General features: G+C 62.0%; 23 protein-coding genes. 8 read left to right on the forward strand and 15 right to left on the reverse strand.

Translation table 11 applies throughout. The features are described 5' to 3' along the window. The first annotated feature begins 49 nt into the window (after positions 1–49). Positions 50–1564 carry an MDR family MFS transporter gene (locus DYI42_RS06655; protein ID WP_342344617.1) on the forward strand — a complete coding sequence of 505 codons (1515 nt, stop codon included), beginning with the start codon at positions 50–52 and terminating at the stop codon, positions 1562–1564. A 284-nt stretch (positions 1565–1848) separates the two neighbouring features. Here DYI42_RS06655 and DYI42_RS06660 read toward each other — a convergent pair whose 3' ends face one another. Continuing rightward, positions 1849–3159: an ATPase gene (locus DYI42_RS06660; RefSeq protein ID WP_213545173.1), complete on the reverse strand. Its 1311-nt coding sequence runs from the start codon at positions 3157–3159 to the stop codon at positions 1849–1851. A gap of 138 nt (positions 3160–3297) precedes the next feature. Here DYI42_RS06660 and DYI42_RS06665 point away from each other — a divergent pair, with 138 nt between their 5' ends. Continuing rightward, positions 3298–4917, forward strand: a complete 1620-nt coding sequence (locus tag DYI42_RS06665; protein ID WP_213545148.1) for a hypothetical protein — start codon at positions 3298–3300, stop codon at positions 4915–4917. Between the two features lie 5 nt (positions 4918–4922). Here the strand turns inward: DYI42_RS06665 and DYI42_RS06670 are convergent, their stop codons facing one another. The 3 genes from DYI42_RS06670 to DYI42_RS06680 are packed head-to-tail and all read right to left on the reverse strand — an operon-like array spanning position 4923 to position 6978. Beyond that, positions 4923–5420 (reverse strand): prepilin peptidase, encoded by a 498-nt coding sequence (locus DYI42_RS06670; RefSeq protein WP_213545149.1) that lies wholly within the window; start codon positions 5418–5420, stop codon positions 4923–4925. Between the two features lie 15 nt (positions 5421–5435). Then, a complete protein-coding gene (locus tag DYI42_RS06675; RefSeq protein ID WP_213545150.1) occupies positions 5436–6293 on the reverse strand; it encodes a tetratricopeptide repeat protein in 858 nt (285 codons plus the stop codon). A 31-nt stretch (positions 6294–6324) separates the two neighbouring features. After that, entirely contained in the window at positions 6325–6978 is a 654-nt protein-coding gene (locus DYI42_RS06680; RefSeq protein ID WP_244867643.1) for a tetratricopeptide repeat protein, read from the reverse strand. Positions 6979–7252: 274 nt separating this feature from the next. Here DYI42_RS06680 and DYI42_RS06685 point away from each other — a divergent pair, with 274 nt between their 5' ends. From DYI42_RS06685 to DYI42_RS06695, 3 genes are read left to right on the forward strand one after another with little or no spacing between them, the layout of a single operon-like run. Next, positions 7253–8065, forward strand: a complete 813-nt coding sequence (locus tag DYI42_RS06685; protein ID WP_213545151.1) for a TIGR04255 family protein — start codon at positions 7253–7255, stop codon at positions 8063–8065. Next, positions 8062–8562: a hypothetical protein gene (locus DYI42_RS06690; protein ID WP_213545152.1), complete on the forward strand. Its 501-nt coding sequence runs from the start codon at positions 8062–8064 to the stop codon at positions 8560–8562. The genes DYI42_RS06685 and DYI42_RS06690 overlap by 4 nt, the downstream gene beginning before the upstream one ends. Positions 8563–8570: 8 nt before the next feature. Then, entirely contained in the window at positions 8571–8984 is a 414-nt protein-coding gene (locus DYI42_RS06695) for a hypothetical protein (RefSeq protein ID WP_213545153.1), read from the forward strand. 45 nt (positions 8985–9029) lie between these two features. Here the strand turns inward: DYI42_RS06695 and DYI42_RS06700 are convergent, their stop codons facing one another. From DYI42_RS06700 to DYI42_RS06715, 4 genes are read right to left on the reverse strand one after another with little or no spacing between them, the layout of a single operon-like run. Further along, on the reverse strand, positions 9030–10028 hold the full coding sequence (locus DYI42_RS06700; RefSeq protein WP_213545154.1) for a type II secretion system F family protein: 999 nt from the start codon (positions 10026–10028) through the stop codon (positions 9030–9032). A gap of 10 nt (positions 10029–10038) precedes the next feature. Further along, complete coding sequence (locus DYI42_RS06705; RefSeq protein WP_213545155.1) at positions 10039–11007, reverse strand: type II secretion system F family protein; 969 nt, start codon at positions 11005–11007, stop codon at positions 10039–10041. Between the two features lie 15 nt (positions 11008–11022). Next, a complete protein-coding gene (locus tag DYI42_RS06710; RefSeq protein WP_213545156.1) occupies positions 11023–12477 on the reverse strand; it encodes a CpaF family protein in 1455 nt (484 codons plus the stop codon). 26 nt (positions 12478–12503) lie between these two features. Continuing rightward, positions 12504–13763, reverse strand: a complete 1260-nt coding sequence (locus DYI42_RS06715; protein WP_213545157.1) for an AAA family ATPase — start codon at positions 13761–13763, stop codon at positions 12504–12506. A gap of 135 nt (positions 13764–13898) precedes the next feature. Between DYI42_RS06715 and DYI42_RS06720 the strand changes: the two genes are divergently transcribed. Further along, positions 13899–14123 (forward strand): hypothetical protein, encoded by a 225-nt coding sequence (locus DYI42_RS06720; protein ID WP_213545158.1) that lies wholly within the window; start codon positions 13899–13901, stop codon positions 14121–14123. A gap of 32 nt (positions 14124–14155) precedes the next feature. Here the strand turns inward: DYI42_RS06720 and DYI42_RS06725 are convergent, their stop codons facing one another. From DYI42_RS06725 to DYI42_RS06745, 5 genes are all read right to left on the reverse strand, one after another. Further along, a complete protein-coding gene (locus tag DYI42_RS06725; RefSeq protein ID WP_213545159.1) occupies positions 14156–14800 on the reverse strand; it encodes an OmpA family protein in 645 nt (214 codons plus the stop codon). 5 nt (positions 14801–14805) lie between these two features. Continuing rightward, positions 14806–16254 (reverse strand): type II and III secretion system protein family protein, encoded by a 1449-nt coding sequence (locus DYI42_RS06730; protein WP_213545160.1) that lies wholly within the window; start codon positions 16252–16254, stop codon positions 14806–14808. Positions 16255–16602: 348 nt separating this feature from the next. Continuing rightward, positions 16603–17436, reverse strand: coding sequence for a Flp pilus assembly protein CpaB (gene cpaB, locus DYI42_RS06735; protein WP_213545161.1), 834 nt, complete (start codon positions 17434–17436; stop codon positions 16603–16605). A gap of 227 nt (positions 17437–17663) precedes the next feature. Beyond that, positions 17664–17849, reverse strand: coding sequence for a Flp family type IVb pilin (locus DYI42_RS06740; RefSeq protein ID WP_213545162.1), 186 nt, complete (start codon positions 17847–17849; stop codon positions 17664–17666). Between the two features lie 266 nt (positions 17850–18115). Then, complete coding sequence (locus tag DYI42_RS06745) at positions 18116–18307, reverse strand: Flp family type IVb pilin (protein ID WP_213545163.1); 192 nt, start codon at positions 18305–18307, stop codon at positions 18116–18118. Between the two features lie 370 nt (positions 18308–18677). Here DYI42_RS06745 and DYI42_RS06750 point away from each other — a divergent pair, with 370 nt between their 5' ends. Both DYI42_RS06750 and DYI42_RS06755 read left to right on the forward strand, forming a co-directional pair. After that, on the forward strand, positions 18678–19556 hold the full coding sequence (locus DYI42_RS06750) for a lytic transglycosylase domain-containing protein (protein ID WP_213545164.1): 879 nt from the start codon (positions 18678–18680) through the stop codon (positions 19554–19556). A 5-nt stretch (positions 19557–19561) separates the two neighbouring features. After that, a complete protein-coding gene (locus tag DYI42_RS06755; RefSeq protein ID WP_213545165.1) occupies positions 19562–20998 on the forward strand; it encodes a UbiA family prenyltransferase in 1437 nt (478 codons plus the stop codon). A 78-nt stretch (positions 20999–21076) separates the two neighbouring features. On the opposite strand, the gene DYI42_RS06760 is transcribed toward DYI42_RS06755, so the two are convergent. Together DYI42_RS06760 and DYI42_RS24195 are read right to left on the reverse strand one after the other, a co-directional pair. Beyond that, positions 21077–21478 (reverse strand): VOC family protein, encoded by a 402-nt coding sequence (locus tag DYI42_RS06760; protein WP_213545166.1) that lies wholly within the window; start codon positions 21476–21478, stop codon positions 21077–21079. Next, positions 21478–21579: an SHOCT domain-containing protein gene (locus DYI42_RS24195; RefSeq protein WP_342344618.1), complete on the reverse strand. Its 102-nt coding sequence runs from the start codon at positions 21577–21579 to the stop codon at positions 21478–21480. Before DYI42_RS24195 ends, DYI42_RS06760 begins: the two co-directional genes overlap by 1 nt. Positions 21580–21619: the final 40 nt, after the last annotated feature.

The following is a 21619-nucleotide window of genomic DNA, read 5'->3' on the forward strand; positions in this document are numbered from 1 at the left end:
TTCAAGCGGTTTCACCAAGCCCGACGGCTTGAATGTGAAGGGAATACATGTGCGTGCAGCAGTCGAAAAGCCTTTATTGGCCGAAGAAGCGCCCAAGAGCCGCGTTGGTCTGGTCATGGTGGCCGTTGCCGCAACGCTGCTTTTTGCCTCCCTCGGTCAGACAATCGTTACAACGGCGATGCCCACGATGGTGGCGGATCTTGGCGGTGTCGATCACATCACCTGGATCATAACGGCCTTCCTGCTCGCCTCAACGATCGGTGCCCCGATAAGCGGCAAACTCGGCGACCTGTTCGGTCGGAAGATCGTGATACAGGGCGGTATTCTGGTTTTCGTCCTCGGTGCGGCGATTGCGGGATGCGCGCAGTCGATGGGGATGCTCATTGTGGGCCGCGCGGTGCAGGGGCTTGGTGGCGGCGGGCTTATCGTCGTGTCGATGGCCGTTGTGGCCGATGTTCTGCCGCCGCGAGAGCGCGGCAAGGCGCAGGGGCTTCTCGGCGCGGTCTTCGGCGTCTCAACCGTGATCGGTCCGCTCATTGGCGGCTTTCTGGTGGAGGCGCTGAGCTGGCACTGGATCTTCTTCGTCAACTTTCCTGTAGGATTGCTGGCCTTCGTGGTGCTTGGCTTTGCCCTCGAAACACCCGTGCGCGAAAGCAAGGCCAAGCTCGATTTTGCAGGCGCCGGGCTTCTGGCCACCGTGCTCTCGGTGGCGGTTCTCGGCTCCAACCTCGGTGGGACGGTCCTCCCCTGGGGCAGCCCTGAGTTCCTCGGCCTCGTGGCCTTGGGCGCTGCGGCTGCGACCGGGTTCGTCATTGCCGAGCGGCGTGCGGAAGAGCCCATTCTCCCCTTGGGGCTCTTCCGCAACAATACCTTCCTTGTGGTCAACTCAGTGGGCTTCATGGTGGGGGTGGCGATGTTTGGCACCATCACCTTCATTCCGCTTTACTTGCAGGTGGTTCAGGGTGTCTCGCCTGCCGTGTCAGGGCTTTTCCTCACCCCGATGATGGCCGGGCTCATCGCCTCTTCTACGGGGGCCGGACAGGTGATGGCGCGCACCGGTCGTTACAAGATCATGCCAACGCTCTCCACCGGGCTTCTGGCGCTTGCAATGGTGTCGCTTTCAACGCTTTCCGAAGGCTCGCCGCTGTGGCTCGTGGCGGTGTCGATGATCTGCGTCGGGCTTGGTCTCGGACCGGTGTTTTCCATCGGCGTGGCCGCTATCCAGAATGCTGTGCCGCGGCATATGCTGGGCGTTGGCACCGCCTCGGCCAACATGTTCCGCCTCATTGGCGGCTCCATCGGCACGGCGGCCTTCGGCGCGCTCTTTGGCACCGGGCTGGCGGACAACGTTGCAGGTGTTCTGCCCGGTGAGGCCAGCCTGAGCTCGATCAGTGCCGCCACACTGGCGAGCCTGCCACCGGAGGCACAGCAGGAAGTGACCCGTGGCTTCTCGATGGCGCTGCACCCGATCTTCTGGGCGGGCGCGGTGGTGGCGGTGGTGGCGTGCCTCGTCTCGCTTGCCCTGCGTGAGTTGCCCCTGGAACATGGCCCGTCCACGGCATGAAGGTTTGCTGTGTTCTGCCCGGGATCGTGTGCCAGTCATGAGCGAAATCGGCGGACGTTGAATGCGGCACCCTTCGCCTAGGAACTCAGCCAATGGCCAAGGGCCACGCGATCGTCGGCCCGGTTTACGATACGGGCGCTTCAACGTGTCGGCATTGCGCAGCGGCCCCTGTAGGAAATCAATGTCATCAGCCGGCGGGCTATCACGTACACCGTGCCAGCCTGATACGAAAAAACGCGAGCCCGAAGGCCCGCGTTCCTGATCCGTGGCTGAGGCGACGGGCCTTAGTGCACGATGGTCTCTTCCTTGACGAACATGTTCGCCCAGGCGCGGTCGATCAACTCGGGCGTCATTTGGTAGGGGATGCCCTCGAACTCGCAGATCGCGATCATCTGGTCGATCAGGAAGATCGGCTGATAGTTGGCATAGATGTTGTCGATCTCGGGATACTTGACCTTCAGCAGGTGAATCAGCGCATCCTGATCCAGCGGCATGCCGCGCTTCTTGGCGACCATGGCAAAGATCTTGAGGTAATCTTCCTGCTCCGGCCCGTCGATCTTGATCTTGAAGAAGATCCGGCGCAGCGCCGCCTTGTCGAAGATCTCGTTGGGGTGGAAGTTGGTGGAGAAGATCACCAGCGTGTCGAAAGGCACCTCGAACTTTTCGCCCGATTGCAGGGCGAGGATGTCCTTGCTCTCTTCGAGCGGAACGATCCAGCGGTTGACCAGCGCCTGCGGCGGCTCGGCCTGACGGCCAAGGTCGTCCACGATGAAGATGCCGCCCGACGACTTCAGCTGAAGCGGCGCCTGATAGGTGCGGGCGGTGGGGTTGTAGACGAGGTCGAGCATGGAGAGGGAAAGCTCACCGCCGGTGATCACGGTCGGGCGCTCGCAGCGCACATAACGGGTGTCGAAGCGGCCGGAAGTGCGGCGCAGGCTGTTGGGGTCGTCGGCCTCTTCCTCGACGGCGGTATGCACGATCGGGTCAAAGACGGTGATCACCTGACCGGCGTATTCAATGGCGCGGGGGATGAAGATCTTGTCACCCATCGCATCGCGAATACCGTTCGAGATCGAGGATTTTCCGTTGCCCGGGGGGCCATACATCAGGATCGAGCGACCGGCAGAGACCGCCGGGCCGAGGTGGTCGAGCAGGCTGTCGGGAAGGATCAGGTGGCCCATCGCGTCGGTCAGCTGCTGGCGGGTGATCTGGATGTTGCGGATCGACTGGCGCTTCACCTGCTCCTGATACACCTCCAGCGGCACCGGCATGGCGCCGTAGTACTCCGACTGAGCCAGCGCATCGAGCGCACGGGCCTTGCCTGCATCTGTGAGCTGGTAGCCCATCTCACCGGAGCCGCCCGCCGTCATCGAGCCGGTGGCTTCAACCAGCTTTTGCGTGCGGGCAAGGTCCACCAGTTCCTGTGTCACGGGGATCGGCAGGCAGATGGCGGGCGCAATCTCGGCCACGGTTTCCACGTTCTTGCGGAAAATGGTCTTCAGCACGATGTCGCGCATCATTACCAGGGGCAACTGCATGTCTTCCAACCGCTTCGGTGCGGGAGGCGCAATCACATTGGCCACTTCCATATTCATCCGGGTCACCTGCTCTTATTGGCGCGCGTCAAAAAAATTCCCCGAGTTTCGCCCGATAACCGCCCAACGCGTGGACAATACCCGTGGTTAGCCGGACTGTGCATCGCTAATGTGGCCAAAAAATGGACAAGAGCAGCGATGAAAAAGACAAACTCAGGAAGGTTCTTCGCTTTTTTGCTGGCGGTTCTGGCTGTTGAAGCTGGAATTTCCATGTGGCGCGGGCAGTTGCTCGTAGGCAAGCACGAAGGCGACATGTTGCATTTGCTGGAGATTGTCTTCCGCATGGCTGACGGGGAGTGGCCACATCTGGATTTCATGACGCCGATCGGCTTCATGGCCTTCGCCCCCATCGCCCTCTTCGTAAAGCTCGGTGCCGGGGTGGGGCATGCCATCCTCTATGCACAGGCGCTGGTGGGGCTGTGCCTCGTGCCTCTGGCGTGGCGCGCGGGCCTCTCGCGGCTCACAGGCTACTGGCCCTATCTTTTCGGTGCAGTGGTGATCGTGCTCGCCACGGCCCTTGTGCATGGCGAGGCGCAGCGCTCGGTTTCGATCTCGATGCATTACAACCGATGGGCCTGGGCTGCGGCCTTCCTTGCCATTCTCATCGCCACGCTGCCGCCCGTGCCGGAGCGCCGCAACCAGCTGCTCGATGGGGTAGTGGTGGGCCTCGCGCTTGCCTTCATGGCGCTCTGCAAGGTCACATATTTCGCGGCCTTCGTGCTGCCTGTGGCGGTGGGTCTGCTGGCCCACAAGCAAAACCGCAGCTTTGTGGCGGCGCTCACCACGGGCCTCATCGTGGCTGCGCTTGTGACGGCTTTTGCCGGTGTCGATTTCTGGCTGGCCTATCTGCGTGACCTGCTTCGCGTATCCGCCTCGGAGGTGCGCTCCAACCCGGGCGAGCCCTTTGCCGCCGTTGTCGCCGCGCCCGCTTACATTGGCGGCTCGCTGGTCCTTCTGGCGGGGGTCATCCTGCTGCGGCAGGGGGGCAAATCCGTTGAGGGCATGATGCTCCTTCTGCTGACCCCCGGCTTCTTCTACGTTACCTTCCAGAATTTCGGGAATGATCCTCAGTGGCTTTTGCTGCTCGGCATCCTACTCTTTGCCGCGCGGCCGGGACACGAGGTGAAAAACAGCTTCGGCTGGGACATGCGCAATGCAGTCGGACTCGCGGCGGCGGCGGCCTTTGCGATGATCGTGCCCTCGGCCATCAACCTCACATACAGCCCGCTCCGTCACCTCGGGCAGAACCCCGAGCATCACACACCGTTGCTGCCTCGTGCAACGCTTCACGGGGACCTGAAGACAGCGAGTATCCGGGCCCATCGTGCCGAAAAGCGCGTGCCAATGGATGGACCGGGCAGCGGGATGGAAGAATGGGCCGTGCGGGCCGAACGGGAAGAGCCGCTCATGCTCAACGGCGTGCCGCTGGAGCAGTGCGAGATCATGCTGGGCCTGCCCGCTTGGTTCGACTCCATCGCGCGGAGCCTTGAGGAAGGCGGCCACCGGGGCGAACGGATTTTCTTCGCCGACCTGTTCTCTTCGATCTGGCTCTTCGGCGAGTTCGAGCCCTTGGAGAATGGCGCGCCCTGGTATTACGGCGGGCTCCCAGGTTTTGACACGGCTGACTACGTGCTGGTGCCGCTCTGCCCGGTTTTGCCGCCGGTGCGCAAGCTGGTGCTGGAGCGGATCGAAGAGCGTGGCGTGACACTGGAAGAAGTCGAGCGCACGCCTCTCTATATCCTGCTTCGGAAGGGTTGAGTGGCTTATTGCAAGCCGTATTTCGCCGCCATGGCGAGATAGGCGGCAAGCGTTCCGCCCAGTGCCAGACCCATGGGGAAATCCTTGCGCTTCCAGCTTTCCCAATGCGGCACGAGGTTACGCACCGGCGGGATGGCACGCGCGAGGCGATGGGTGAAGAAGGCCGCCAGCATGATCGCCGCGAAGAGCATCATGACGTTGAAAAGGTCGCCCACGGCGATGAAAGGGGCCATGGCGGCGGCAAACTTTGCATCCCCCGCGCCCAGCATTCCCACCATGTTCATGACAAAACCAATCACAAGAACCACCACGAGATGGAGCCAGCGCCAGGCGTAATCGGTGAATGGCAGCAAGATCAGCCCCGCCACGGCAAAGACCGCGACGGTGACCATCACCGCCTTGTTCGGAATCTTCATCCGGGCCATGTCTGACCACGCGACGAAAAAGCAGATCGGCGCGGTCAGCCAGAAAAACCAAAGGCTGGGGTAGGCGGGGGCGAGCATCGCGCCGCGACCGCCTTAGTTGGTGACGTTGTTCTGAAGCGCCCGGAGCGCGCGAACGGCCTCTTCGAAGTGCTGCGGATGGGCGTCGATCGCCTCCTGCAGCAGCCCCTTGCCGGTTTCGACGTCGCCCTGCTTCACGGCTGCCAGCGCGGCAGTGTGCAGCAGCTGCGCACGCTCCACCTGCGTCATCTGAACCAGCGGCAGCTGATAGTTGCGCTGGGCCCCGCGGGCGAGGACGAGGTTGTTCTTGGCGGTGAACAGCTCGGGGTCGTACTGGATCGCTTCGACGAAGAGCTTTTCGGCGCCCGGATAGTCGCCGCGCGAGAGCTTGGAGTAGCCCCAGTTGTTGAGCACGCCGGAGGGCTTGGTGGTGAGGCCAACGGCAATCTCGTAGAAGCTGTCTGCCTTCTTCCATTCCTTGTTGCTGTCGGCCACCATCGCCTCAAGCCGATAGCGCTTGTAGGTCTCGTGGGTCGGGGGGATGCCGTCGAGCGTGGTCTCGGCCTCCTTCCAGTCGCCGTTGCGCAGCAGGGCGTCGGCGAAGTCCACCTTGTCATCCAGCGTGCTGTCTTCGTGCTTGACGACGGCGCGCCAGGCGGCGACGGCCTCGGTGTTCTTCTTGGCCCGCACGAGGCTCATGGCGAGGCCGCGCTTGAGGTCGATCCGCTTGGGGTTCTCGCTGCTGGAGCGCTTGAAGTAGCTGACGGCCTCGTTGGGGTCGGCGACTGTGAGCATGATGTCGGAGAGGCCGTTTTCGTCTACGGCGTTCACCGAGGCCATCGCGCGGGAAACCTCGCCGTCGGCGGATTTCTGGCAGGCCGTGAGGGCCAGGGCACATGTAAGTGCAAGGGAAATAACGATTGTCTGGCGCATTTTGCTGCGTCCTTTTACTGCTCTTGCTGCCTCATGGCGTGCTGAGAAGGAGGTATTCCCCACTGCCCCTGCGCACCAAGTCGAAATTGGTTTCTTGTTCTTCTTCAACACCGTAGCCGGGGATCTTCGAGCGATCCATGGCGAGGTTGAGATTTTTCTTGATCTGGGCCGAATTGCCACTGTCGAGCGCGAAGGCGATCTTGAACACCCTTGCGGCCTCTCCGTAGTTCCCCTTTTCCATCAGGATCACGCCTAAGTTGTTCCAGGCAGGGGGAAATTTTTCGTCCTTCTTCACCGCGCGACGCAGCAGATCCTCGGCCTGCCCGAGACGGCCGAGCTTGAGATTTGCACTGCCGAGTGCGCTCAATACATCAACAGTCAACCCCTGTTCAGCGCCCGCGCGATAGTAGGCGGAAAGCGCCAGCTCATACTCGCCGGCGGACATGAGGCGATGACCGACGATCAATCCGTCCGGATCTTCGTAGCCACGGCTCGCGGGGGCCTTAGTGCCTTGATTCAACCCGGAAAGCTTGTCGGACCCGCAAGCCGCCAGCGCCAGCAGGAGAAGGGCCGCGAGGGCCTTGGGGAGATGTGCAATGTGTGACAGGTGACTGCTCGCCTGCATGTTCTTGTTGCGCGCGAGCATGCGCAGGGCAGGGCTTTCTGGCAACCACCATACCCGCATCTTCCGGCCGTCAGGCGGCAAAAGGGGCAAAAAGGTGACAGGGGCGCCCGGTGGGGCAGGGGGTGAACGGGGGGTATTACAGCACCTCAGCACAAGTGATGCACAACCCATGCACAAGTGATGCACATGTCGGATGACATAGTCGGATGGTTAATGGGATGGGGCGGTGGTGTACGTTCAATTCTACTGAAAATCGCAAAGCTTGAGTTGAACTGATCTGGTAACCTTCTATGGTCTCGCTTAGATATGGGCAGGACACGATGATGCTCAGCAAATGAACAACAGTCAGACAGCTACTGCGAACTATGAGTCGCCTCCGCTTGATGAAGTGGTCCTCGGCGTTCAATTTGAAGCGATACCCGACTTTACCTCGGCGGAGATTGGTGCTGTCAGGAGCCTCTTCTCGGGGGAGTTCCCTCTAGTTCAAGAACAGCCCCCCTTGACGCCACAGTTTGAAGTATTCGGTCGAGATCCCGGCGGAGCTGTTCTCCCTCGCATTAGCCTAGAGCGGGCCCCTCTTCGAAGTAGAATGTGGTTTCTGTCTAACGAGGGTAACCACTTGGTTCAGTTTCAAGAGGATAGGTTCTTATTGAATTGGCGGCGCGGTACCAATGGTGCAGAGTATCCGAGATTTTCCGGTACTTCAGCAGTGTTTTTAAAGAACCTCAGCCTATTGGATGAATACGTATCTCAGACCAGGGGGCAGAAGCTCAAGTATAATCAGGCAGAAGTTTCTTATATCAATATAATAGATATGGAGAACCTCGCAGAAGCTGGCGATTGGCTGAGGTTCTTATCTTTTGAGAATCAAGATATAGAAACAGTTGCGGCCAGCTTTTCTGAGGTAATTCGTGATGAAACCAAGAGTGCACCGTTCGCGCGGCTCCACGTCGAATTATCTACGGTGCTCCGGCGAGATACTCGGAAAAGGAGCTTAAGACTAGGGTTGACTGTTCGCGGGCGCCCAACTGAGATTGGTCAGGATGGTGTGGGCGCATTCGTAAAGCGCGCTAGGGATAGGATCGTAAAACGATTCGGGGAGCTAACCACTCAGAAGGCCTCCATTGCTTGGAGAAAGATAGAATGACTAATGTTAACAGCGATGCGACGGCCTTCCAGCGGCGGAGTATATTTACCGTTATTGACGGTGGCGGAGCAGGGCAGACAAACGCGTTTCAGAGCCTCGACGTTGTCGGTAACTGTTCTAGTTGGGTGCGGGCCTTGGAAAGTCGCTTTGAAGAAGTTACCGCGCTATCGTCGGGTTGGGATGGATATGCTGGTAAGCCAGTTTCCTTTGGATGTGCAACCTTTGCAGCAAACCTGCTTGAGGCAATTTGCATAGACTCCCTGCCGGCTCCCCAACTCGTTCCAGGTTCAGATGGTACGTTGCAATTGGAGTGGCACCTAAACGGCTTTGATCTAGAGTTGGATGTTCTGGGGCCGAACGAAGTGGTAGCATATCGCTTCAACGAGCGGCTTGAGATTGAAGAGACAGAAGAGTTGCAAAATGACTTCGCTCTAGTCGCTGATTGGGTCGATGATTTGCAACGGCATCCTCAAGTGGGTCAAGCGTTTCGTGCTTAATTACAAAAATGCCGCCTTACGATGATCCAAATATCTCCGACGAGGATTTGATCGTGCGCAGGGTGAACCCAGAGCAGCATCTAGTTTACGATGAGAACTTGGGGCGCCAAAGAGTTTCTTCAAAACTGTTTGCCGCTTCTTCGGGTCCGGAAGGCGGTATGTCTGTTGACATCCCAGCGTTGATGGTCGCCGACGGTGTGGTAGCCGAAGAGTTCGTTAAGACGCCCCCTTTTCTTGGTGCCGTTAGTTTCACTGCGGGCTGTATTCGTGAGGCTCACTTAATTGTAGGTTATCATCCTATCCCAGATAACCCATACCACGGGGAAGTGTGGCGCGCACCGGATGGAGGAAGATTCACACGGGCGCAAAAGAAGCATTTGTCCGAGAACTATGAATGGTTCGTGAAGGTTTCTGAGGATTAAGCGAGTTTTTTTGTTTGCCATTCTTCCTATGGTCAATCACCCCCTTCAAAAGAACGTCGCGTTGCTCAGCGTCTCGTAGATCCGATACACCGACGGGCCAATGAGGATGATCATCAGCGGGGGGACGGTGAACATCATGGTGCCGAGCGTCAGCTTGGTGGGCAGGACGTTGGCCTTTTCTTCGGCGCGCATCACCCGCTTGTCGCGCATCTCCTCGGAGAAGACGCGGAGCGCGTCGGCGATCGAGGTGCCGAAGCTGGCGGATTGGATCATCACCGTCACGAAGGAGGCGATGTCTGGCACCCCGCAGCGCTCTGCCATGTCTTTCAGCACGTTGGTCTTGTCTTTACCGGCCTTCATCTCGTGGGCGACGATGGCGTATTCTTCGGCCAGCGCGGGGTAGCCCTGCTCGATCTCCTTGGAGACGCGGATGATGGCCTGGTCCATCGACTGGCCGGCCTCGACGCAGACCAGCATCATATCCAGCGAGTCCGGAAAGCCGTTGGTGATTTCTTCCTGGCGCTTCTTCAGGCGGCTGTTCACCCAGTAGCGCGGCAGGTAGTAGCCGGCGAAGCCGGGCAGCAGCACCATCAGCAGGATCTGCTGCATCGAGAGGTCGCCGTTGGCCGAGCTGATGATGGCCGCCAGCAGGCCGACGAGCAGCATGCCGATGCCGAGGGCGAACTGGATGAAGTGATACATCCGCACCGCGTTCTTGCCGCGGTAGCCGGCCTGCATCATCCGCAGCTTGGCGGCGCCCATCTCTTCCTCGCCCTGGGGTTCGAGGAAGGTGGCGAACTTGTCGAGTTTCTCGGCGTTCTTGTCCTTGGTGCGCAGCCTGGCGCCCTTGCCATCGACCTCGGTCCGGGCCGCGCGGGTGCCGCCGGTGCCCTTGAGCTTGTCCATCGGGTCGGCCTGCCGCTTGAGGAAGGAGGGCAGGGTGAGCAGCACGAGCACCAGCCCGAGCGCGCCGATGGCGTAGAGGGGGCCGAGCTCGCCGAAGGTGGCGACGAGCCATTCGTTGGCGTTTTGGAGGAGTTCCATGCGTGCGGCCTCAGACTTTGATGTTCACCATGATCTTCATGAAGATCACGTTGACGGTGAGAAAGGTGCCCACGACCAGGCAGGCGGGAATGAAGGCGGCGGTGTCCTTCACCTCATCGTAGTAGTCGGGCTTGATGACGTTGATCATGACGATCGCGAGGATCGGGAACATCGACAGGAACATGCCGGACCACTTGGCTTCGGCGGTGATCGCCTTGACCCGGCGGAACAGCTTGAAGCGCGAGCGGATCACCTTGCCGAGGCCTTCGAGGATTTCGGCGAGGTTGCCGCCCGACTGCTGCTGGATGGTCACGGCGACGGCGAGGAAGCGCAGATCCTGCATGTCCATCCGTTCGGCCAGGTCTTTCAGCGATTCAGACATGTCGCGGCCATAGGCGGCCTCGTCGGCGATGACGCCGAATTCGGAGCCGAGCGGATCGGGGACTTCCTTGGCGACGATGTTGACCGCGGAGGAGAAGGGGTGGCCCACGCGCAGGCTCCGGACCATCAGCTCGACCGCGTCGGGCAGTTGCTCTTCGACCAGGCCGAGGCGCTTCTTGGCCTTGCGGTTGACCCAAGTGTAGACGCCGCCGATGCCCATCACCAGCGAGACGATGAGGCGCACGCCGATGCCGGCGGAGGAGGCGACCGAGAGCGCGCCGAAGGCGACCACGGAGAGGCCCAGCATGATCAGAACCAGCGTTCCGGGGGAGAAGGCGATGTTGGCCTTCTGGGCCTTGTTGGCGAGGATCGAGTAGAGCGGGATGCTCTTGGTCGACATGTGCTGCTTCATTTCCTTGCGGAGCTGTTCGAGCACCTCTTCGCGGTTGCCGCCCTTCTCCATCATGTCGAGGCGGCGGTTGACCTTGCTGTTGAGCGAGATCGACTTGCCGAAGACCACCAGGTAGATGCCTTCGACCAGCACGATCACGGCCACGAAGATCAGGCCGTAGATGAGCGGTTCTGCTGAGATTTGCATGTGCTGCGCTCCCCCTTACTGCGCGGCGATGGGTTCGAAGATCGTCGCCGGGAGGTCGTAGCCCCAGGACTTGAACCGGTCGGAATAGGCGGAGCGGACGCCGGTGGCGTTGAAGCGACCGATGATCTTGCCGTCAGACGCCAGCCCGAGGCGCTCGTAGCGGAAGATCTCCTGCATCGAGATCACCTCGCCTTCCATGCCGGTGATCTCGGTGATCGAGACCATGCGGCGGGAGCCGTCTTGCAGGCGCGAGGCCTGCACGATGAGGTTCACAGCCGAGGAGATCTGCGAGCGCACCGCCTTCAGCGGCATTTCGATACCGGCCATGGCGATCATGTTTTCAAGGCGGGAGACGCCGTCGCGGGCGGAGTTGGCGTGGATCGTGGTCATCGAACCGTCGTGGCCGGTGTTCATGGCCTGGAGCATGTCGATCACCTCCTCGCCGCGGGTCTCACCCACGATGATGCGGTCGGGGCGCATCCGCAGGGCGTTGCGCAGACAGTCGCGCTGGCTCACCGCGCCCTTGCCCTCGACGTTGGCCGGGCGGCTTTCCATCCGGCCCACGTGGGTTTGCTGGAGCTGAAGTTCGGCGGTGTCCTCGATTGTGAGGATGCGCTCGCTGTCGTCGATGAAGGACGACAGCGCGTTGAGCGTGGTGGTCTTGCCCGAGCCCGTACCGCCGGAGACGATGACATTGAGGCGGCAGGCGACGGCGGCCTGGAGATAGGCGGCCATCTCCTCGGTGAAGGCGCCGAACTTGACGAGATCGTCAATCGCCAGCTTCTCCTTCTTGAACTTACGAATGGAGACGAGGCTGCCGTCCACCGCGATCGGCGGGACCATGGCGTTGAAACGCGAGCCGTCCTGCAGACGGGCATCGACGTAGGGGTTGCTTTCATCGACGCGGCGACCCACGGCGGACACGATCTTGTCGATGATCCGCAGCAGGTGCTTTTCATCCTTGAACGTGATGTCGGACAGCATAAGCTTGCCCGCCCGTTCAATGAAGATCTGCTTGGGGCCGTTCACGAGAATATCGTTCACGTCGTCATCTTTGAGCAGCGGCTCCAGCGGGCCGAGGCCGGTGACCTCGTCGTAGAGATCCTGGTGCAGGGTCGCGCGCTCTTCCTTGTTCAGCACAACGCCCATCTGCTCGAGCGTTTCGGCGGAGATTGCGACGATCTCGGCTTTCAGGTCGCTCTCGGTGGCGGTTTCGAGAGCGGCGAGGTTGAGGTTGTCGAGCAGCGCCTTGTGCAGCTCGACCTTGATCTCGGAGATCCGCTCTTTGCGCTTCTTTTCCTTGTCCTCGGGCGTGGCCACGGCCGAGACCTTGCCCGGTTTCTGCGGCGCAATCGCGGCGCGCTGAATCTTGGCCTTGGGCGCGGCTGCTGCCGCAGGCGCGGCTGCTGCCGCAGGCGCGGCCTGGTTTGCGGCGTCCGGGGCGGCCTGTTTCTTGTAGCGCGAGAACATGGGCGTAATCCTTCAGGGCTATGCGATCAGCCGGCTTCCTGTTCGACTTTCACGAGGTCGAGCATGGAGTGGGCGAGTTTCTGGACGTCGCGGCGGAATGCGTTCTTGGGGGCGAATTCGCCAAGCGGCTGGCCGTGATCGGCACTGTCGCTGACCTGCTTGGCGCCATTGGCCAGCATCAGCTCGATGTCGATGTCGAGCCCCTCGGCCATTCGCTTGACGCGGGCCTTGCCGGAAAGGTCGGTGAACTTGGGCGAGCGGTTGAGTGCGAAGCGCAGCTTCTCGGCGGGCAGATCCTCGGATTTCAGCGCCCGGATCATCCGCATCACGTTCTGGGCCGAGCGCATATCGAGCTCGATGGTGGCGAAGTAAACCTGCGCAGCCTCCAGCACCGTCTCGGTCCATGCGCAGACGGTGCTTGGCATGTCGATCACGACGAAATCGAAGTTGTAGCGGGCCACGTCGATGACGGCGGAGATATCTTCCGGCGCCACGATATCGAGCGGGAGCATCTCGGCGGGGGCGGTCAGAACCTGGATCTTGTCTTTGTAGTTCTGAAGCGCGGCGATGAAGGCCGCGCTATCCATTGAAGCGGTGTCGCTCAGAAGCTCGTAGACCGCTTCCTTGCGGTCGAGGTCCAGATAGGTGGCGGCGGAGCCGAACTGGAAATCGAGGTCCAGCAGGCAGACGCGGGTGTTGGTGACCTTGTCGAGCGTGGCCAGCTCGTAGGCGAGGTTGACGGCGAAGGTGGTGGAGCCGGTGCCGCCTGCCATGCCGTGCACGGCCAGCACAACGCCGTTGCGATCGCTCGCGGTGTAGACGGTGGGCACGCCGGCCTGGCCGGGGGCTTGCATTTGCATCGGAGCCGGTGCTGGCTCGGGCTTGCGCAGACGCTCGATGGCATCGTGCAGGGCGCTCTCGGGGAGCGGGTAGGGCACGAAATCATCCGCACCGCCGTGCAGCAGCTGGTGCAGGACGATGGGGCTGACGTCTTCGGCGATGACGATGACCTTAACGCCGTTGTCGCGCGCCTTGGTGATGAGTGCGGTGATTTCGGGGAGGGAGCCTTCATCCTTGCTGTCGAGCGCGATGGCGAAGAATTCGAGATCCTTGGCTTCCTCCTGATCGAGAAAAGAGTAGGCATCGGAAAAGCCGAGATCGCCCCAGCTTTCGCCAAGCTCGGTTTCCATGTCTTCGATGAGCAGATCGAAGTTCTGCACATCACGCGACACGGTGCACGCAGTGATTGGCGCCGGTTCTGGCTGCAAAACTGCTGTCATCGTCATTGCCTCACGTCCTTTTCTAGCAACGACACCCGGTAAACCGCGGAAGGGGAGAAGCGCATTTTGCCGGCAACCGCCCCCTTTGGCCCGGGCGCCTGCGCGAGTCGGTATACGCGCACTGCTCCCAATGAAGTGTTGATGCCCGTGAAGTTGGGCAAGATTGCGGCTGAAAAACCGAAATTGTTTGGTATCTGCCGGGGGATTAACCCCTTGGAAGGCTGTTGTTTCTGGTCTGCGGAACAATCGCTCGACTTCTCCACAGTTTTTGTTGCGCAGGCGGAAACGAAAGACCCTGAAACGAGAAACGCGCGCCGGGGTGCGGCGCGCGTTCTGGTGTTCGGATTGGGCCCCCTGCCGCTGTGAGAGGCAGGGCAGGGGAAAGACCCGGCCCGGGTTTAGCGCTCTTCGGCGTCGCCCCCTTCGTCGATGATGACCAGCTCGTGCGGCTCGGTCGCGGAGGTGATCGTCTCGCTGTAGGAGAACAGCGCGTATTTGCCGTCCTGATACTGCTGGCGCTTGCCCAGGAAGCCCGACACCTCGGTGACCGTGCGGCGGTTGCGGCGCTCGCGGGTCTGGGTGTGAACGAGCGGCTGGGTTTCGCCGTAGGAGACCACCGCCTCGAGCCGGGAGCGGGAGATGCCGCGCGACACGAGGTAGTTGACCGCGGCGCGGGCCCGGCGCAGGCCGAGGGCCTTGTTGTAGCCCGCAGAGCCCACCAGGTCGGTGTGGCCGTAGACGCGGAAGCGCACGGTCGGGTAGTTGGCGATCCAGGCGGCCTGCTTGTCCAGCGCGGCGCGTGCAGCTGCATCGAGCGCGGCGGAGTTGAAGGCGAAGGTGATCGTCGTGGGCGCCTCGGCGGCGAACTTCCGGCTGAGTTCGATGGCCGCGTTGAGCTGACCGGTGTGAACCAGATGGTTGTTCATCGTCGCATTGCCGAAGCCGCCGATGTCGAGATCGCTGCCGACCACCTGGCCGGAGTTGGTGCACCCGGCCACTGCGATCGCGGTGGAGAGGATGCCGAAGGTAAGTGCCTTTTTCATGGTCTTCACTCCATCACGTAGCCGTAGGAACCGGAGAAGTCCTGCCGGGCAACCTCACCTGCGCCGCCCTTGGTGGAGGCCCGGGTGGAGCCTGCGCCAGCGGGGGCCGCATCGAGACCGCCGAGGAAGAGCTCGCGCTCTGTGGGCGGGCGGACACGGTCGGTCGGCAGCGCGAGGGCTTCGCCGGTGGTGGGCGACACCAGGTGAGCCGACACGATGATGACGAGCTCGGACTGGTTGCGCTGGTAGTCGGCGGAGCGGAACAGCGTGCCCAGGATCGGGATGTCACCGAGCCATGGCACCTTGGAGATGCCGTCGGTGAAGTCGTCCTGCAGGAGGCCCGCGATGGCGAAGCTCTCGCCGTCCCGCATTTCCACGGTGGTCGAGGTCGACCGGGTGCGGAAGCCGTTCACGGTGAAGCCCGCATCGGTGAAGCCGATGGTGGTGTCGACGCCCGAAACCTCTGCCGTCAGGCGCAGGTTGATGTTCTTGCCGATCACGCGGGGCGTGAAGTTGAGCAGTATGCCGAAGGGCTTGAAGTCCACCGTCACCGAGCCGTTGTCGTTGGCCACGGGCACCGGATACTCGCCACCGGCGAGGAATTCGGCGTTCTGGCCGCTGAGCGCGGTGAGGTTGGGCTCTGCCAGGGTGCGGATGAAGCCGCGGGTTTCGAGCGCTTCCAGCAGGATCGCCAGCTCGACATTGGAGCCGCCGAAGCCGAAGGAGATGGCTCCGGTGCTCTCACCCGAGCGGGTGATGTTGGTGGAGCTGTCGCCGTCGAACAGGTTGCTGAGGTTGTTGCCGTCGATGTAGGTGCCCGAGCCGCCGACAGTGCCGAAGTCACCGCCGCCGGAGATGCCGTTGACACCCACGGACGCGGAGAGCGACTTGGAGACCGAGCGGTTCATCTCGGCGAAGCGGACTTTCAGCATCACCTGCTGGCTGCCGCCGACCGTCATCAGGTTGGACACCCGCTGCGGCGCATAGCGCTGGGCGAGGTCGAGCGCGCGGTCGAGCGACGCGGCCGAGCTGACGATGCCCGAAAGGATCAGGCCGTCATTGGCCGGGCGCACCTCGATGTGTTCACCGGGGAGCACTTCACGCAGGCGTTCTTTCAGCTCGGAGATATCCGGGGTGACCTGCACTTCGACGTTGGTGATGAGCGAGCCATCGGGCGCCAGCAGCGTGAGCGTCGTGCGGCCCGGTGCCTTGCCGAGCACGTAGATGGTGCGCTCCGACAGCGTGGAGATATCCGCGATGCCGGGGTTTGCGATGGAAAGCTCCGCAAAGGCCTCGTCGCTCTCGACGACGACGGCCCGATTCATCGGAACCTTCAGGCTGGAGGACGCCGACCCGGCCATGACCCGGAGGGTCTGGGCGGCTGCGCCTTCGATATGGGGAATGAAAGCAGCAAGGCCCAGCAGGCCCGCCGCCATAAGCGATCTAAGTTTCATGTGACCCTGCCTCTATAGTCACTTCGTTTGAATGGAGCCTTATGGCCCACTTGTGGTGGCCACATCCTGAGTGGCCTTGTGTTTTTTTGCAATAATCAATGTGTTGCGGCGATTCGTTTATGTAGTTTCACAGCAACAGAACGCAACTTGTAGCGGCAAACGCCGGACCCTGCCCCTAGGGATAGCGGCACCCAGACCGTCAGGCAGCGCGGCTCTCCGGATGGGCCGGCGCAGGCACGGCGGATTGGCCTCGGGCGCCGTGATGCCCCAAGGGAAAGGCCCGGCGCCTCGTGGGGAGGGCCGGGCCTTTTGCAAGTGAGATTGCCGTCTGTGAGCGTGCCGCTCTGCTCAGTTGGTGCAGGGGATTGGCTGCTCGATAACCTCGGCCCCTTTGCGGACCTTGGTGGTGCAGATCTTCTCGACCTCGACCTTGCGCACCTCTTTCTCCTGGATCCCCAGGAGGCGCTTCTGGTCGACTTCGACGCCTTCGGCCACGGTCTCGTCTTCTGCACCAACAAGTGAGAGCGACAGGCGGCCGGTGCTTTGGGCCTGGGCCAGCGCAGCGACCTGATCGGGCGAGATGGCGACGGTGACGGTGCGGGCGATGGACGGGCTCTGGTGGCCTTCGTCGTAGGTCTGGTCGACGGCGATGAGGCGGATGCCGGCCTCGATCAGCTTGGTGACCTCACGGCCCTCGATGCCGCCTGTCCAATAAACGTCGACCCTGTCACCGGGGCGCAGGAAGCCCGACACACCGGAGGTCCGGTCGACCTTGATGGCGAAGGCCCGCATGCCCTTGCCAAGGCGGGAGGTGATGCCTGCATCCTCGCCCGGCTCGGTGACCTTGCTCTTCAGCACGGGCTCGAACTTGTTCATCGCGGTGATGACGGTGCGCGGATCTTTCCCGGCGGGGAAGAGATCTTCCATCTCGAGATAGTGGCCCTCGGGGAGGCTGTCTTTCTGCCAGCGGATTGCAACCACGTCTTCGGGCAGGATGGTTTCGCCGTAGGCCTTGTCTTTCTTCACCACGATCAGGTTGACCGTGGGCTTCGCCTTTTGTTGCGCCGCGATCAGCGCGTTCCGTTCGGCGGTGGTTTTGGCGAGGTAGCCCTGCGCCATGTAGACCGCGAAACCTGCCAGTGCGACCCCGATGATCAGGACCAGTCCGAAAACCAAACGCATGGTCTTTCCTTTCTCACTTGCCACGGGTCGGGGGAAAGGCGGTAGAGCCCCACGCGCCGCCCGCGAGTCAAACTTGCTCGTGCTCCCTGTTTCCTCGAGAATTTTGGCAAGAACGCGGCATGGCCACGGCGGCGAGAAGAAATGTTGGTCAAAAGGAAACGCCGGCCCAGGGCCGGCGTGTCATTGTCTCTTCTGGATGTGCCAGCGCCGTTCTGGCGCTGCGGCACTCAGTAACTGGCGATGGACATCGCGCTGACGTAGTTGCCGAGGCTTGTCGAGTGGCTCATCGCGCCCTGGCCGACAACGGTGGCGACGGCGATGCCGAGGCCCACGATGGCGGCTGTCAGCACAACCCAGTCGACGGTCACTGCGCCATCATCCTCGCGCAGAAATTTGGAAAGCATCTTTTCCATGTGTCTTCTCCGGTTTGGGCCGGCTCCCCATGCCGACGATCTTGTGGTTACCCCTGCATTTCTCATTCCCAATTGCGGCGGCAACGTGTTGGGCGCGGGGTAAGATGGTGAAATGACGTAATGGCTAAAGAAACAGTAGGTGCAAGGCGGGGCTGGCGGGACGCCTGAACGAAACACGCCGCCATTGGCGGCCCGCCCTGGCGTGCAGACAACAAAAAACCGCGCCTCCAGGGAGACGCGGCTCTTTTTGGGCTAGACGCCGCGACTTAGTAGGTCGCGATGGTCTGACCTTCCAGGTTGCTGGAGATCTTGCCGGCCAGCGAGGTCACGCCGTTCGAGACGGAGGCGAGAACGGCAATGCCGAGGCCCACGATGGCGGCGGTCAGCACAACCCAGTCAACGGTGACGGCACCGTCTTCGTCGTTGCGGAAGTTCTTGAACATGTTGAACAGTTTCATGGTGTATCCCTCCAAGGATTTCGCTCGTTTCCAGTGTGTTACCTTGGCGGATCATCTCGGACCGGCCTCTGAATTGGCCCGATCCCCGTCTCGGTATGGATGCTAATAAGCCGGTGGAATGGGGCATGAATTTGGCGCGGGTCGTACAATTTTCGAGCGATGGTTAAAAGTGGATGTATTCAGGTTAAGATGCTGTTGTTAAACGATAAAAACTTTTTACAGCGTCGTTTCTAGGATTTGATTGCGGGTGGACTGCGGCAAAATCACCGCGTGTTTCCACCTTTGTTTCGTGCCCGCTGGCTTTGGGGCCGGGTTTTTGCGAGGCTCTGGCAAAACGATAAACGATCATTGAGCAGGAAAGGCGCGAAACATGCGTCATCAAGTTGTGGCCGCGCTGGCCCTGGCGGGGGTTTGCCTCTGCGGGACGGCAGAGGCGGAGACCAAGGGCACCTACCCCGATTTCACCTTCAAGCGCGTGAAAGCGGGCAAGGGGCTGCCCGGCAAGCGTATTACCGTGCAGATCGACCCCAAGGAACAGGCTGAGTATATAGCCGCGCTCCCGAAGCCCTCGGCCAAGACCAAGGCAGAGCCCGCGGTGGCGAAGGAAGGCGAGGGCGAGGTGGTGACGGCGAGCATCGCGCCGACGGCGCTGCCGGATGCGCCTACCTATGGCTGGTTCTGGACCCAGATTTCGCCGGATCTTGCCGACAAGGCGCCCGGGCGGCTGAATGCGGCGGTGCAGATGCTCACCAACGGCCCCGAGGGCCAGACGGTGAAGGCGCCGCGCCTGTCGCACATGAAGAAGATCTCGGACAAATACGGGGCTGAGATTCTCAAGGCGACGATCGGCACCGATGTGTCGCCCGCGCTGGTGCTCGCCGTTATCGGAATCGAGAGTTCCGGGAAGGTAGAGGCCGTGAGCAGCGCGGGGGCGCAGGGGCTGATGCAGCTCATGCCCGATACGGCCGCCCGCTTCGGCGTGGAAGACAGCACCGACCCTGTGCAGAACATAAAGGGCGGCGTGGCCTATCTCGACTGGCTGATGAAGGAGTTCGACCGCGATCCGCTGCTGGTGCTGGCCGGGTATAATGCGGGGGAGGGCGCGGTGAAGAAGAACAACGGCGTGCCGCCCTATGCGGAGACGCGCGATTACGTGCCCAAGGTGCTTGCCGCGTGGACGGTGGCGCGGGGCCTGTGCCTCACCCCGCCGCAACTGGTGAGTGACGGCTGCGTTTTTGCCGGGGGGTAAGCAGGGTGAGCGACGCCAAGCCGCTGGTGCTGGATGTCGACGGCACCTTTCTGAAAACCGACCTGCTGCTGGAGAACTTCTGGGCTGCGCTGGCGCGTGATCCGCTGCGGACTCTGGCGCTGAGTTTTGCGCATTTCCGGCGGCCCGAGAAGCTGAAGGCGGGGCTTGCGGCGATTGCGCCCCTGCGGACTGACCTGATGCCGGTGAATGCCGACATCAGGGCGCTGGCCGCGGAGTCTTCCGCCGCCGGGCGCGAGGTGGTGCTGGCGTCCGCCTCCAACGAGGCGCTGGTGCGGAAGGTGGCCACCGATCATGGCTTCTCGTCGCGCATCTTCGGCTCGACGGAAGAGGTGAACCTGAAGGGCGCCGCCAAGGCGGGCGCGCTGGTGGAGGCCTACGGCGAGAAGGGGTTCGACTACGCGGGCAATGCGCCGGTTGATGCGAAGGTGTGGGACCACGCCGAGAATGTCATCATGGTGGGCGAGCAGCCCGCTGTGGCGGCGCGGCTCGCGGCCAGGGGCCGCAACGTGGTGACCTATGAGGGCGGCTGGAAGCTGGCGGACCTGGTGAAGGCGCTGCGGCCGCACCAATGGGTGAAGAACGTGCTGCTGCTTCTGCCGATGGTCGCCGCGCATGAGTTTTCATGGGGCGTGTTGCTGCCGGTGCTGCTGGGCATACTGGCCTTCTCCGCTGCCGCCTCGTCGATCTACATCGTCAACGATCTGCTCGACCTCGAGGCTGACAGGCTGCACCCCACCAAGTGCCGCCGCCCCTTTGCGGCGGGCACGGTTCCGATAGGGGCGGGGATGATCGTGGGCGTTGGGCTGGGGCTATCGGCCCTGATCCTCGCCGCCGCGCTAAACTGGGCCTTTTTCGGGATCGTGGTGCTCTACATCGCCACCTCGCTGGCCTATTCGCTGAAGCTCAAGCGGATGCGCTGGGTGGATATCGTGGTGCTGGCCTCGCTTTACACCATTCGCGTCATCGCGGGCGCGGCGGCGGGCGAGGTGGCGATTACCACGGCGATGCTCGTCTTTGTCTTCCCGGTGTTCATCACGCTGGGCTGCGTGAAGCGGATCACCGAGCTGGCCAAGGCGGAAGGGGACGAACGCCTGCCGGGACGGGGCTATGGCCGCCCTGACAGGCATGACCTGCTGAACGTGGCAGGCATCGGCGTGTTCGGGGCGCTGCTGATCTTCTTCATCTACACGCTCTCGCCCCAGGCCAAGGCGCTCTACCCCGACCGCTGGCTGCTCTGGGCCGCCATGCCCTTCCTCGCGCATTGGCTGATCCGCATGGTGCGCCTCGGCTGGCAGGGCAAGATGGATTACGACCCCATCGTCTTCGCTGCGCGGGACCGCGTGGGGCTGGGGGTGATGCTCTTTACCCTGTCGCTGATGTTCTGGGCAGCGAAGCTCTGGCAGCAGTGGTTTGGTGGGTAGGAACGCGTGAAGTACCTGCGGTTCGTCCGGCCCAACCGGGGTGAGGACGGCGCGGCGCGGCGGAGGAGCCGGCAATGATCAGGCGCGCCCGTCGGTGAATTGCACGAGATCCCAGAGTGTGCCGTAGAGATCCTTGAACACGGCGACGGTGCCGTAGGGGGCCTCGACGGGCGGGCGGTGGAATGCCACGCCCTTGGCCACCATGGCGCGGTAGTCGCGCCAGAAGTCATCGGTGCGCAGGAACAGGAACACCCGACCGCCGGATTGGTTGCCGATGGCTTCCTCCTGAACGGGCGAGGCGGCGCGGGCGAGCAGGATCGAGGTTTGGCCGCCCTTGGGGCGGACCACCACCCAGCGCTTGTCCTGTTCGGGCTGGTAGCTGTCTTCGACCAGCTCGAATCCGAGGGTGTCGACGTAGAAGGCGATGGCCTCGTCGTAATCGCGCACAACGAGGGCGATATGGGCGATGGACTGGGGCATCAGAGGCGGGCCAGTAGCTCGGCCTTCTTGGTCTCGAATTCGGCGTCGGTGAGGATGCCGTTGGCCTTGAGCGCGGCCAGCTTTTCGATCAGGGCGATGATGGTGTCGCTGTCGGTCGGGGCGGAGGCAACTGGCGGGGAG

The sequence above is a fragment of the Vannielia litorea genome (genome assembly GCF_018424695.1).
Classification (GTDB): Bacteria; Pseudomonadota; Alphaproteobacteria; order Rhodobacterales; family Rhodobacteraceae; genus Vannielia; species Vannielia litorea_A.

Coding starts and splice junctions, on each gene's coding strand:
- DYI42_RS06660 (WP_213545173.1), bottom strand. CDS start 3,159: ATGAATATGGAAGTGGCCAATGTGATTGCGCCTCCCGCACCGAAGCGG.
- DYI42_RS06665 (WP_213545148.1), top strand. CDS start 3,298: ATGAAAAAGACAAACTCAGGAAGGTTCTTCGCTTTTTTGCTGGCGGTT.
- DYI42_RS06670 (WP_213545149.1), bottom strand. CDS start 5,420: ATGCTCGCCCCCGCCTACCCCAGCCTTTGGTTTTTCTGGCTGACCGCG.
- DYI42_RS06675 (WP_213545150.1), bottom strand. CDS start 6,293: ATGCGCCAGACAATCGTTATTTCCCTTGCACTTACATGTGCCCTGGCC.
- DYI42_RS06680 (WP_244867643.1), bottom strand. CDS start 6,978: ATGCGGGTATGGTGGTTGCCAGAAAGCCCTGCCCTGCGCATGCTCGCG.
- DYI42_RS06685 (WP_213545151.1), top strand. CDS start 7,253: ATGAACAACAGTCAGACAGCTACTGCGAACTATGAGTCGCCTCCGCTT.
- DYI42_RS06690 (WP_213545152.1), top strand. CDS start 8,062: ATGACTAATGTTAACAGCGATGCGACGGCCTTCCAGCGGCGGAGTATA.
- DYI42_RS06695 (WP_213545153.1), top strand. CDS start 8,571: ATGCCGCCTTACGATGATCCAAATATCTCCGACGAGGATTTGATCGTG.
- DYI42_RS06700 (WP_213545154.1), bottom strand. CDS start 10,028: ATGGAACTCCTCCAAAACGCCAACGAATGGCTCGTCGCCACCTTCGGC.
- DYI42_RS06705 (WP_213545155.1), bottom strand. CDS start 11,007: ATGCAAATCTCAGCAGAACCGCTCATCTACGGCCTGATCTTCGTGGCC.
- DYI42_RS06710 (WP_213545156.1), bottom strand. CDS start 12,477: ATGTTCTCGCGCTACAAGAAACAGGCCGCCCCGGACGCCGCAAACCAG.
- DYI42_RS06715 (WP_213545157.1), bottom strand. CDS start 13,763: ATGACGATGACAGCAGTTTTGCAGCCAGAACCGGCGCCAATCACTGCG.
- DYI42_RS06720 (WP_213545158.1), top strand. CDS start 13,899: ATGCCCGTGAAGTTGGGCAAGATTGCGGCTGAAAAACCGAAATTGTTT.
- DYI42_RS06725 (WP_213545159.1), bottom strand. CDS start 14,800: ATGAAAAAGGCACTTACCTTCGGCATCCTCTCCACCGCGATCGCAGTG.
- DYI42_RS06730 (WP_213545160.1), bottom strand. CDS start 16,254: ATGAAACTTAGATCGCTTATGGCGGCGGGCCTGCTGGGCCTTGCTGCT.
- cpaB (WP_213545161.1), bottom strand. CDS start 17,436: ATGCGTTTGGTTTTCGGACTGGTCCTGATCATCGGGGTCGCACTGGCA.
- DYI42_RS06740 (WP_213545162.1), bottom strand. CDS start 17,849: ATGGAAAAGATGCTTTCCAAATTTCTGCGCGAGGATGATGGCGCAGTG.
- DYI42_RS06745 (WP_213545163.1), bottom strand. CDS start 18,307: ATGAAACTGTTCAACATGTTCAAGAACTTCCGCAACGACGAAGACGGT.
- DYI42_RS06750 (WP_213545164.1), top strand. CDS start 18,678: ATGCGTCATCAAGTTGTGGCCGCGCTGGCCCTGGCGGGGGTTTGCCTC.
- DYI42_RS06760 (WP_213545166.1), bottom strand. CDS start 21,478: ATGCCCCAGTCCATCGCCCATATCGCCCTCGTTGTGCGCGATTACGAC.